This is a genomic window from Flavobacterium sp. (assembly GCF_043760115.1).
Classification (GTDB): domain Bacteria; phylum Bacteroidota; class Bacteroidia; order Flavobacteriales; family Flavobacteriaceae; genus Flavobacterium.
Window position 1 is genome coordinate 21228 of record NZ_JAYUPK010000161.1, and the last position, 12602, is coordinate 33829.

10 protein-coding genes and 1 pseudogene are annotated in these 12602 nt (G+C 27.2%); 5 read left to right on the forward strand and 6 right to left on the reverse strand.

Annotation, left to right across the window (positions count from 1 at the left end):
- Nucleotides 1-29 precede the first annotated feature (29 nt).
- Entirely contained in the window at nt 30-1100 is a 1071-nt protein-coding gene (locus tag ACH2BC_RS13840) for an ATP/GTP-binding protein (RefSeq protein ID WP_395054640.1), read from the forward strand.
- Complete coding sequence (locus ACH2BC_RS13845) at nt 1100-1657, forward strand: DUF3226 domain-containing protein (protein WP_395054642.1); 558 nt, start codon at nt 1100-1102, stop codon at nt 1655-1657. Before ACH2BC_RS13840 ends, ACH2BC_RS13845 begins: the two co-directional genes overlap by 1 nt.
- A gap of 429 nt (nt 1658-2086) precedes the next feature.
- Here the strand turns inward: ACH2BC_RS13845 and ACH2BC_RS13850 are convergent, their stop codons facing one another.
- From ACH2BC_RS13850 to ACH2BC_RS13865, 4 genes are all read right to left on the reverse strand, one after another.
- Complete coding sequence (locus ACH2BC_RS13850) at nt 2087-2458, reverse strand: YchJ family protein (protein ID WP_395054644.1); 372 nt, start codon at nt 2456-2458, stop codon at nt 2087-2089.
- An 88-nt stretch (nt 2459-2546) separates the two neighbouring features.
- A complete protein-coding gene (locus ACH2BC_RS13855) occupies nt 2547-5720 on the reverse strand; it encodes a hypothetical protein (RefSeq protein WP_395054646.1) in 3174 nt (1057 codons plus the stop codon).
- A gap of 289 nt (nt 5721-6009) precedes the next feature.
- Nucleotides 6010-6147, reverse strand: a complete 138-nt coding sequence (locus tag ACH2BC_RS13860) for a hypothetical protein (RefSeq protein ID WP_395054648.1) — start codon at nt 6145-6147, stop codon at nt 6010-6012.
- Nucleotides 6148-6151: 4 nt separating this feature from the next.
- A complete protein-coding gene (locus tag ACH2BC_RS13865; RefSeq protein ID WP_395054650.1) occupies nt 6152-6718 on the reverse strand; it encodes a DUF1543 domain-containing protein in 567 nt (188 codons plus the stop codon).
- Between the two features lie 118 nt (nt 6719-6836).
- Here ACH2BC_RS13865 and ACH2BC_RS13870 point away from each other — a divergent pair, with 118 nt between their 5' ends.
- Nucleotides 6837-7355, forward strand: coding sequence for a hypothetical protein (locus ACH2BC_RS13870; protein WP_395054652.1), 519 nt, complete (start codon nt 6837-6839; stop codon nt 7353-7355).
- Nucleotides 7356-7408: 53 nt separating this feature from the next.
- On the opposite strand, the gene ACH2BC_RS13875 is transcribed toward ACH2BC_RS13870, so the two are convergent.
- A complete protein-coding gene (locus ACH2BC_RS13875; RefSeq protein ID WP_395054654.1) occupies nt 7409-8383 on the reverse strand; it encodes a TerC family protein in 975 nt (324 codons plus the stop codon).
- A 416-nt stretch (nt 8384-8799) separates the two neighbouring features.
- Here ACH2BC_RS13875 and ACH2BC_RS13880 point away from each other — a divergent pair, with 416 nt between their 5' ends.
- Nucleotides 8800-10989: a glutamine synthetase III gene (locus ACH2BC_RS13880; protein ID WP_395054656.1), complete on the forward strand. Its 2190-nt coding sequence runs from the start codon at nt 8800-8802 to the stop codon at nt 10987-10989.
- 361 nt (nt 10990-11350) lie between these two features.
- Entirely contained in the window at nt 11351-11482 is a 132-nt protein-coding gene (locus ACH2BC_RS13885; RefSeq protein WP_395054658.1) for a hypothetical protein, read from the forward strand.
- A gap of 178 nt (nt 11483-11660) precedes the next feature.
- Here ACH2BC_RS13885 and ACH2BC_RS13890 read toward each other — a convergent pair.
- Nucleotides 11661-12602, reverse strand: a pseudogene (locus tag ACH2BC_RS13890) (hypothetical protein); the annotation flags it as partial.

Sequence of the window (12602 nt, forward strand, 5' to 3'; positions counted from 1 at the left end):
AATTTGTGTAATTTTGTACTATGGAGAATGTGAAGCACATAAAAAGTATAACAATTGAAAACTTTAAATGTTTTGATTATCTTTTTGTAGATAATTTTAGCAAATACAACGTAATACTTGGTGAAAATAATATTGGAAAGTCAAGTTTTTTGGAAGTATTATTATTTGAAGAAAATTCAGCTCAAACAATTCATAATTTCCAATCTATAGTGCATTTTAGAAAAGTTTTTCCAGACACTATTACTGTAAGTAAAACAAATCCTTTTTTATTTTTTGTAAATAAATTTTCTGATTTAAACACTATCAAAATCAAAAAAGAAACCTTTAATAATACTTTTTTTAATGCTGAATATGAATCTGTTAGAGTTGATGGTTTGTCTTCTTTTGATAAATTAAACTTTAATGTTTTTTTTAATACTAATACTATTGAAAAGGAAATACTCAAAATTAAAAAAGATGATAAAATTGAATACAGAAGATATTGGAATGCACAAAATTTTGAACAATATGATACTTTTTTACCATTCGTATATTCAACAGCATATTATGACAATGATTTAATTAGATTTTATTCAAATAATTTTACAGATAATAGAGAAGATAAGAAGGAGTTGATAAGTCAACTAAGTTTTTTGATTCCAGAACTTGTAGATATTGAAGTAACATTAATTAATAATAAAAATGCTGTAGTAGGATTTTGGGTTTCTAATAATTACAAGGAAAGCTTAATTCCTTTAGCTTTTTTTGGGGATGGTACTGTACGATTTTTTAGATTAATAATGGAAATAGTAATGTGTTCAAATCAATATTTATGTATTGATGAAATAGATACAGGAATTCATTATTCTAAATTTAAAGATTTCAGTAAAGTTGTTATCTCAACTGCAAATAAGAACAATGTACAGCTCTTCATTACAACTCATAACAACGAATTTTTAAAAGCATTCAAAGAAGTTTTAGAAGAAGAAGATTTTAAAAAGTATCAAAATGAAACTAAATGTTTTAGTTTGAAAAAATTGCCTAAAGGCGATATAAAAGCATACTCTTATAATTTTGATGAGTTTGAATTTGCTATTGAACAAGAAAATGAATTGCGATAATGGCTGTAACTATTTTTGTTGAAGGAAAAGCGGATAAGCGATTTATTGAAGATTTTATATTATTTCACTTTGGAAATGATAAACTGAAAGAAGTATTATTTATTGATGTTGAAGGTAAAGATAAAATTCATTTATCTAAAAATGAATTTATTAAAAATACAGACCAAGAAGGTATTAATCTTTTAATATTTGATGCTGATAATAATTTTTCTGAAAGAGTAATAGAATTAAAAAAGCAAAAACAAAATTTAAATATTGAGTTTAATCTGTTTCTTTTTCCAAATGATAAGGAAAGTGGAGATTTGGAAACACTTCTTTTAAATTTAACTGTTGCTGAACATCAAGGAATATTTGAGTGTTTCAAACCATTTAATGATTGTCTTTTAAATAAAAATTCAACATATAATGTTCCAAGTTTAAAAACTCAAATTTATTCTTATCTAGATTTTCAAAATTTAGAACCAAAAGAGAATAATAGAAATTATCTTTCAAATTCTTGGAATTTGGATAATCAATATGCTAATTCATTATTAGAATTTTTTAAAAAATACATTTAAATTTTTATATTTAATAATTTGAGTTTTAAATTGAATTCGCCATTAATTAAATTAAAATATAATAAAAATTTCAATTCTCAATTTCGCATTAAATAAATAGACTATAAATTTTAAATCTCTATATTGCAAACCAATATAACCCTTAAAAACTAAATTTATGAAAAAAATTGGAGGTTTTATGGCAGTGCTAGGTATTTTAGCAATTGTTATGAATTTTTTAGACAGAGTACCAAGATTATTAATGTGGATTTATAATTGGGGCGACACTACGGCTTAGATTATAAAAATAGGATTAGTTGTTGTTGGTGGAGCATTATATTTTCTTGGTCCAAAAGAAGTTGAAGAAGTAACTGCCGAAGAAGCGCAACCAACAACAGAAACTAAATCAGAATAATTACTTAACGTCTCAATTCTTTGAGACGTTTTTTTTTAATATTCACCATCAACATAGAACCAGTTTCCATCTTCTAGTATAAAAGTCGATTTTTCAAAGTGCATTTGAGGTAATTTATGATTGTCTTGATAATATGCTTTAAAAGTAATAGTGTTTTCAGTAGTTTCTAAAATTTCTAATTTGGTCCATTTATTTGCAGATGCAAAATTTAAAAGTTCTTTCTTAGAATGTTTATTTCTAGTTGATAAATGAGTAATTGCAATTAAATAATTAACATTTACAGTTGCATAAGCGCTGTATCTAGAACGCATTAAAATTTCAGCTGATTTAGGTTTTATTACTCCTTTTAAATAAGGTTCGCAACATTCTTGAAACGATAAGTGATTTCCGCAATAGCAAATAGTCATATTAATTTACTTTAAGAAAAATAAATTTAATCATTTTTTTTGACTAACTCAATTTTGAAATCCTAAAATTTTAAAGATTTAATAATTATTAATTTTTTACTATTTTTTTAGCTATTTCATAAGAATCAAATATAAATTTTGCAATATAAGTTCCTTTTAAACAATTTGAAACATCATAAGCTAAAAGGTTTTGATCACTAGGCAAAATAGTCCAAGTGTATACTTTTTGACCTAAAAGATTATAGACATCTACAGATTTTAAATTTTCTATATTTTCAAATGTTAATGCATTATTAATTATAGAAGCATTTATAGCATTTTTAAGGATTTCTATTTTAGAATTTTGGTTGCCATTTGTAAATCGTAATGAAAATCTTGAAGTATAAGTTTCTTGATTTAAAAATAAATTTGCACTATTATTTTTAATATCATAAAATGTATTGGTTTGATTATCATAAATGTATATTGATTCATTATTGGTAAAGTTTTCTAATTCTTTAATTTTAAATTCAATAGTTCCTGCAGTTCCTATAATTACTCCTAAATTTATTATGGTAGTTGTACTAAAATTTCCAAGACCTTGAATATTGAGTTTTTTAGTATTTAAAGTAAAATATACATCATTATTTTGAGTGTCAATTTGTTCACCTTCATAACCATAATCATAACCATCAGTAGCATTATTATTCATAAAACCTACCAAAATTTCTCTTTGAATTGAAGTTGATAAATTGGTAAAACCAAGTTTTATTTTTTTATAATTTGAATCAGCAGTAGTTGCTCTAAATAAATTGTTAGAATTTGCATTGGTTTCTGTAACAAACGAACGTTGATTGTTGTTTAAAGTTATAGTTCCACCAATTGAATTTGCGACTACAAAAAATCCTTGTCCTACTGGAATATATCTTTTTGGAACTTTTGTACTTGAACCTAAAGTACTTATTCCAATTGGTGCAATTGGAGCTGTTCCACCAGTTTTAGTTAATGTTGCATATCCACCTTGATAACTAGATTGTATATGACTTGAATTTGTAGAATAATGTTCCCAAAAATATAAAGTTCCAGTTAAAGAACTTACATTATCATCTATAAATTGATGTGAATCTAGAGAAGATGCATAAGGATTTCCACTTAAATTAAGATTATTTGCAGCAATTGAATAAGTAATTAATCCATTATTTGGTTTACCTTCATAAGTATAGTTTTGAGTTGCGGTTGCACAACCACTTCCTTTTAAGGTAAATCCGTTTCCTGCATTTAAAGTTCCATTTGGTCCAACATAACTCCAATTGGCAACACTGTTAGAGACGTTTTGAAATTTGTATATCCAATAATTGGATAAGCTAATTGGCGAAGTTGGCATTCCATTATAACCACCAATCCAATTTATAGTTTGCGGATTTAAAGGATTTGTTCCATCTTTTAAAACGCTTGCAACAGTATAGTTTCCATTTGTTCCAACTGGTGAAGACCAATAATTAAAGTTATAAATATTAGATTGTCCTTGCTGATCTCTAATTATTTTTCCTGTTCCAGAAGTAGCATTTGTAGAAAGTCCAACTTTGGTTTGAATTAATTGTGAGCTACCATTTAATCTAATATTTCCAGAAATTAAATCTAAATTATTAGAAACATATAATCCAAAATTAGTTGGAATTGAAACACCTTTAGAACCATTTGAAGTATTTAAAATTAAATTATAAAAAGCTAGTTGATTATTCGAGTCATTTATTGTTTGATATTGATTAGCCAATGCATTATTAAAAGTTATTGTACTGTTTCCAATAATGAAATTTCCATTACTAGACCAATTTCCAGAAACAAATAATTTACTTAAATTATTCATAGTTAACAATCTGCTGTTTTGTATAGTAATATCATTGCATCTTGCTATTTTGTCTAATGGCGCAAATGCTGAAAGTTCATTTATAATTGAATTTGAACTTGTATTTGGTAAAATTACATTTATAGAGTTTGTTGGCACAACTCCACCAGACCAATTTCTACAATCAAACCAATCTGACGAAAAGCTTCCAATCCAAGTTCCAATTGATGCACTTGTTAAATCAAAATTTACTAATGTTGTTGCAGTTGAAGCATCATTTAATGGATTATTATCTCCAGAAACAGTATAAACTTCTGATGAGTTTGTAATACTTGGTACAGAATTACATTTTGTTTTTACTCTAATATTTATAGTTAAAGGAAAACTTGAATTTGTTAAACTTCCGTTTAAAAGTGCTGTTAAACTATTTTCAATTGCATCAAATGTAAAAACTACATTTCTAGATTCTCCACTGCTTTTACTATAACTTATCAAATCTACACTTGAAGGAAGTAAATCTTTTATTATTGGATTTAATGCGGTTTTCGTTGTGTTATTTCTAATTGTAATTGTATAATCTATAAAATCTCCAACAATAGCGCTTGCTGTATTTGCAGTTTTAAAAATTTCTAAATCAGGAGAATTTGGTAGTGACGGATTTCCTGCTCCACCATAAATATAAGTAGAAATTAAACTTGTATGACTTACGTTGGAACAATTATTGGATGTTGCTAAAACGGTAGTTACATTTGTATTATTGGGTTGAGTACCATTTGGAGTGTCAAATTTAACCATAAAACTATAGCTTTCGCCTGGATTTAAAATTGGAGTAGTTGTTATTGTAACTCCAGCAATAGTTTGAAATTGAGAAGTTAAACTAGTTCCTGTTTGTGTGGTTGAAAGCGAATAACTATCAGAAACATTTCCAATATTTGTAATAGTCATTACATAATAATTCAATGCTGGAGAGGATGATTTTATGTAACCATTTAAAGTAGATGGCATACTAAAATCGCAAAACAATGTAAAAGAAGCTGATGAATTTGCTCCTGTACTTCCATCAAATGACGGATTTGTTGCTCCAACAGCAATTTTATAACCATTAGACGAAGGTGTTCCTAAAGGAATTGGAATTGTTCTTGTAATTAATGCACTTAATCCATTACTTGATGCAGGAAAAACACTTGAATTAAAAGAGTAAATTGGTGTTAAATTCAACCCATTTGCATCAGTTAAGTAAACAATATAATTTGTTGTACCTGTAAAATAATTAGGATTTCCTGAGCCATTAGTTACATTGAAATTAATAGAAATTGGTCCGCCAGAAGAATTTACAATAGGTGTTCCAATAATTTGTGCTTTAACATTTTGTGAAAAAAATAACAGAAACAGTACAATTGTAAAGACGGTTATTTTTAATTGTTGAATTTTTTTCATAATACCTTGGTTAATAAATTAATACTTCATTTTTGTAGTATCATTTACATCTGTAGGTATAAGAAATTAATTTATTAAATTAAAATTGGTAATTTGGGAATTACTATAAAATATCATATAATTATTTTACAAAATTAAGACTAAGATTAGATATATTTATACGTACTTATACGTATATTTTATTAAAAATCTCAAATATTTTTTAAATTGAAATTCTTAAAGTAAAATTAATAAATTTTTATTAAGTATGATAATTTAATCGATAAACTGTTAAAATAACTGATTAAATTTACTTTATATCGTTAAATTTTTTTAAAATCTCTTTTAGTTTTCCCTCACGAAGCACTTTTTTAGCTTTTACTTTGTCTTGTTCTTTGTGCAATTTATCGTTGTGCTTTTTTATATTACGTTCGTTATTTCTTCCCATTTTTTCAAATGATTTTATCTAGTTTTAAATAACCAATGTGCAATTCATCTTCTATAAGTTCAGTTTCAGATTTTGATATTTTTAAAGTATAATTGTCTGTAAATGTTGTAGATAAAATTTCTTTTACATTAAATACATCATCAATATCAATTCCAAATTTGTCATCAATGTGTGAAGTCGCACCTTTAAATCCACAATGTTTATAAAATGTAGTTTCTTTACTTTTCTTAGTAGCTTCAGACAATGTTGACGCCACTGTAACTATTTTATAATGAAACTCATCAAATTCATTTTCTTTATATCCACCAAGATTTATAAAAAATAAATTGTTTTCGTTTTCAATTGAATTACTTTTAGAAACAATTTCAACAGTATAATTATCAACGTTTGTAATTTCTCGCCACACATCTATGTGAAAATTTCCTTTAGCTTCGGGCCAAAAGTTTTTCATTTCTGGAATTAATTCTTTCAATGAATTTCCTATTCCAAAAAATATATCATGTTGTTCTGTAAAGCGTCCATTTGGTCGGCAACCAATCATTGCCATAAAAAGTTTGGGTTGTATTTTCATTTTACAAAATTACAATTTTTTGTTAAATAAAAAGTTTGGCACAACAATTGAAAAGTATTATATAATTAAGTTGAATATGAAATTGAGAACTATTAAAAAACCAATAACAAAAAGTATTATGAAAACAAAAATTACCCTAGTTTTAGCTTTTATCGGGATGATAACGTTAAACAGTTGTACAGTAAATGAAGATAGAGTTGTAAATGACAACGATACTATAAGTGAAGTATTTGAATTAAAAAATATAAATTTTAATTTCAATTCTACTGATGGATACACAATTTATAGAGCATTTACTCCACAAATTTTTGCTTCCGATGTTGTTTTAATATATAGATTATCTGGTACAATAGATTCTAATACACCAATTTGGCAGCAAATTCCTAGAACATTATTCTTGCCAGAAGGAGAGCTAGATTATGATTTTGACTTTAGTAAAGAAGATTTTACAATCTATGCTGGTGGAACTTACAACTTAGCATTAACTCCAAGTTATATTAATAATGAAACTTTTAGAATAGTTATTGTACCAGGATTCTTTTCTAATAAAGGAAGTAAATCGGTTGATTATTCTGATTATAATGCTGTTATAAAAGCTTATAATATTGATGATAGTTCTGTAAAAGTACTTAACTAAAAAATTTAAAAAATAATATTTTAAAAGCTGTCAATTAATTTTGATGGCTTTTTTTATTCCTCATCTCTTGCAGGTTTGTTTTCTTGATCGTTTTTACTTTTTTGCAAAGAAACTACAATTCCAATAAGTAAAGAAAGTGCTATAAATGCAAGTGAAACCCATTCTGGAATTTCTATCCAATCATGTGGAATAAGCATTTTAAGTCCAACAAAAGTTAAAATTGCAATTAAACTGTATTCAAGATAACTGAATTTTGCCAACATATTAGCCAAGAAAAAGTACATAGATCTAAGTCCAAGAATGGCAAAAATATTAGAACTAAAAACTAAAAATGGATCAGAAGTTATTGCTAAAATTGCTGGAACACTGTCTAAGGCAAACAGTACATCCATAACTTCAATTACAATTAATGCTACAAATAATGGCGTTGCATGATTTATATTATTTTCTTTTATAAAAAAATGTTCACCATTAATATGTGTTGAAATTGGAATAAATTTTCCAAGAACTTTATAAATAAATGAATCTTTTGGTTTAAAATCGTCTTCATCTTTTGTAAATAACATTTTTGCCGCAGTAAAAAGTAAAAATCCTCCGAAGATATAAGTCATCCAACTTACTTTATTTATTAAAATTACTCCAAAAAATATCATTAAACCACGAAATACAATGGCGCCAAGAATTCCCCAAAACAAAACTCTATGCTGGTATTTTTGCGGAATTTTAAAAGAGGAAAATATAATTGCAATGATAAAAATGTTATCAATACTTAACGATAATTCAATTAAATAACCAGTTATATATTTAATTGAAGCAACTTCAGGTTTTATATCTGTTGGATTTTCAATAAATTTATTTAAATACAACCAATAAATAACTCCAGAAAACGCAACCGACATTGCAACCCATATTGCTGTCCATTTTCCTGCTTCTTTAGAACTAATTATATGTGGTGTTTTATTAAAAACTCCTAAATCTAAAGCTAAGAATACTAATATTGCAACAATAAAAATTATCCAAACAATCATAATTACTTTTTTACAAAGGTATATTTTTCAAAAGTCAATTGCAATATCAATTTCAAAAATCAATTTCAAAAATCAATTTCAAAAATCAATTTCAAAAATCAATTTCAATATCAATTTCAAAAATCAATTTCAAAAATCAATTTCAAAAATCAATTTCAATATCAATTTCAAAAATTAGTTTTTATTAATAATTTTCAAAAAAGTAAAAAACAAAAATTGAATTTTTGCAATTGACATTGATTTTTGCAATTGATATTGTAATTGACATTGATTTTTGCAATTGACATTGATTTTTGAAATTGCAATTGACATTTAAAATTTTACCCCTAAAAAAATAGGGTATAATTATTTTTTAATCGAATAATTATTATATTTGCATCAAATAAATAGGGTATAACTTTTTAAAATCAATTTTTATGTCAACTTTACGTTTCCAAGCATTAAAAGATGCATCAGGCAGAAAACCTGTAAAATTTGAAGAATCTGGTAGAAAATCAGATCTTTTTGGTTCTAATGTGTTTAATGACAAAGCAATGAAGCAATTTTTAACTTCTGATGCGCACAAAGGTGTAAAAGATGCTGTTCAACACGGAACGAAAATTGACAGAAAATTGGCAGATTACATCGCTATGGGAATGAAAGAATGGGCACTTTCTAAAGGTGTAACTCATTATACACATTGGTTTCAACCATTAACAGGAACTACTGCTGAGAAACATGATGCCTTTTTTGAAACTTCATATGATGGTTCGGATGCAGTTGAAAAATTTGGTGGCGGACAATTAGTTCAACAAGAACCAGATGCTTCTTCTTTTCCAAATGGTGGAATTAGAAATACTTTTGAAGCTCGTGGTTATACCGCTTGGGATCCAACATCTCCAGCATTTATTTTTGGAACAACTTTATGTATTCCAACAGTTTTCATCTCTTATACAGGTGAAGCTTTAGATTATAAAACACCACTTTTGAGAGCATTAAATGCTGTTGATGAAGCAGCAACTGATGTTTGTAAATATTTTGATAAAAATGTAAAAAAAGTAACAGCAACTTTGGGATGGGAGCAAGAATATTTCTTGGTAGATTCAGCTTTGGCAAATTCTCGTCCAGATTTAGTTATGACTGGTAGAACATTGCTTGGACATACTTCTGCTAAAGGTCAACAACTTGATGATCATTACTTTGGGTCAATTCCGTCTCGTGCTTTAAATTATATGAGAGAATTGGAAGAAGAGTGTATGTTGCTTGGAATTCCAGTAAAAACGCGTCATAATGAAGTTGCTCCAAATCAATTTGAATTGGCTCCAATTTTTGAAGAAACCAATCTAGCTGTCGATCATAATTCCTTATTAATGGATGTTATGTCTAAAGTTGGAGAACGTCATGATTTTAAAGTGCTTTTTCATGAAAAACCATTTATGGGCGTAAACGGTTCTGGAAAACACAATAACTGGTCGTTGGCTACAGATACTGGAATAAACTTGCTTTCTCCAGGAAAAACGCCAATGAGTAATTTACAATTTTTATCGTTTTTTATCAATACTATAAAAGCTGTGAATGAATATGAAGAATTACTTCGTGCTGCAATTGCAACAGCAAGTAACGATCATAGATTGGGAGCAAATGAAGCTCCACCAGCAATTATTTCAGTATTTATTGGAGCTCAGTTAACCAAAGTTTTAGCTGAATTGGAAGGTGTTTCTACAGGAAAATTATCTCCAGAAGAAAAAACAGATTTAAAATTAAATGTGGTTGGTAAAATTCCAGACGTTTTATTAGATAATACAGATAGAAATAGAACTTCGCCATTTGCATTTACTGGAAATAAATTCGAATTTAGAGCAGTTGGATCATCTGCAAATTGTGCCAATGCTATGACAACGTTGAATTCTATTGTTGCAAAACAACTAAAAGATTTTAAAAGAGAAGTGGATTCATTAATTGATACTAAAGATTTAAAGAAAGACGAAGCGATTTTTAATGTATTGAGAGAATATATTAAAGGTACAAAAAATATACTTTTTGAAGGCGATGGTTACAGTGATGCTTGGGAAAAAGAGGCTAAAAAACGTGGTTTGAGCAATCATAAAACTACACCAGTTGCTTTGAAAGCTAAGGTTTCTAAAAAAGCATTGGATTTATTTAGTGAACTAAACGTTATGAACCACGTTGAGGTTGAAGCACGTTATGAAATTGAATTAGAAGAATACACTAAGAAAATTCAAATTGAAGGAAGAGTTCTTGGTGATATTGCTAGAAATCACGTAATTCCAACCGCGATTCGTTACCAAAATACTTTAATAGAAAATGTTCGTGGATTGAAAGAAATTTTTGGAAAAGAGTTTGAAAAAATTGGAAAAGAGCAAATAGTTCTAATAAAAGAAATTTCAGAACATATTGAAGGCATCAATACTAAAGTAGAAAAAATGATTGAAGCTCGTAAAAAAGCTAACACATTAACAGATGCTCAAAAAATGGCAGAAATGTATTGCGATAAAGTAAAACCACATTTTGACGAAATTAGAGAACATTGCGATAAACTAGAACTTTTAGTTGATGACGAAATTTGGACTTTAACTAAATATAGAGAGTTGTTGTTTACTAGATAATATTTTTTAAAAACTCTATCTAAGTTATAAACTTTAAAAGAGTTACATAAATTTAAACCTGCTTTAAAATTTTAAAACAGGTTTTTTTGTAATTTTGTATAAAAAGGTTATTATGGGTTCAATTTATGCTAAAATAAAATTGAGTAATCCTAGAAAGCCAGAATTAAGACCAGTAGAAATTACGTCTTTGGTAGATTCTGGAGTAGTTCATTTGTGTATTCCATAAGCCATAGCGTTTCAATTAGAATTAGAAACTCATGAATTTAGAAATGTTCAAACTGAGGATGAAAAAATTCATTCCTTACCTTATGTTGGACCAATTCGAGTAGATTTTGAAAATAGATTTTGTTTTGTTGGAGCAATGGTTATAGGAAACGAAACCTTACTTGGAGCTGTACCAATGGAGGATATGGATTTGATAATTCATCCTGCGCAACAAACTTTAAAAGTAAATCCAGTGTCACCAAATAAACCTTTGTATAAAATTAAATAAAATCTCATTTTGAAGAAATAAGATAATATTGCTATAAACTTGAACTTTTAGGTGATGACGAAATTTGGACTTTGACTAATTATAGAGAGTTGTTGTTTACTAGATAATATTTATTATTTATCATAAAAAAACCTGCTTTGAAATTTTCAAAGCAGGTTTTTTTTGAATCTTAAAAATATTAATTTGTATTAGATATAATTATAGTTGGATTAGCTGAAATATTATAAGATTGAGAAGACCATACGTTTGTGCTAGCACTATAAATGTACATTTTATTATCTATAGTATCGTTAAAAGTGAAATTTCCATTTGATTGTTGTAATGTAGGATTTGCTGAAATGTTATAAGTTTGAGAATACCAATTACCAGTTTTCCCACTATAAATATAAACTTTATTATCAATTGTATCATCAAAACCAACATTAATATTAGAAATTAAAATTGTTGGATTGGCAGATATATTATACGATTGTGAAGACCAAGTTCCAGTATTTACATTATAAACATACATTTTATTAGCTATTGTATCATCAAATATAAAAGTTCCATTAGATTGTTGAGTAGTAGGATTTGCTGAAATATTATAAGCTTGGGAAGACCAAATTCCTGTTTTTCCATTGTAAATATATACTTTATTGTCTATAGTATCGTCAAAAGAAAAATTTCCATTAGAATTTAATAATGTAGGATTGGCACTTATATTGTATGATTGAGAAGACCAAATACCTGATGTAGTATTGAAGACGTAAACTATATTAGCAATAGTATCATTAAAAGCAAAATTTGAAGTTTTGTTATTAATAATATCGTCATTTATTGATGAGTTTCCAGCTAAACTTCCTACTGAATTAGCAAACAAAGCATAAGGAACACTCAACAATTGTGTAGTTCCAACTAAAACATAAGTTGTTCCACCAGTTGCATCCATTTCTACTTTTAAAAATTTAGTATTTAATGCCCAATTTATAGTATTAAAAACTCCAGAAACAACTGTTCCTTGTCCAATTACTAAATTAAATAAACCTTGAGCATTGGTAGTTTTTAAATGCGTTTCTGAATATAAAACGGTTCCGCTTGACGATGCATCTAATACTGAAAGTCGCAATCTAACATTAGAACT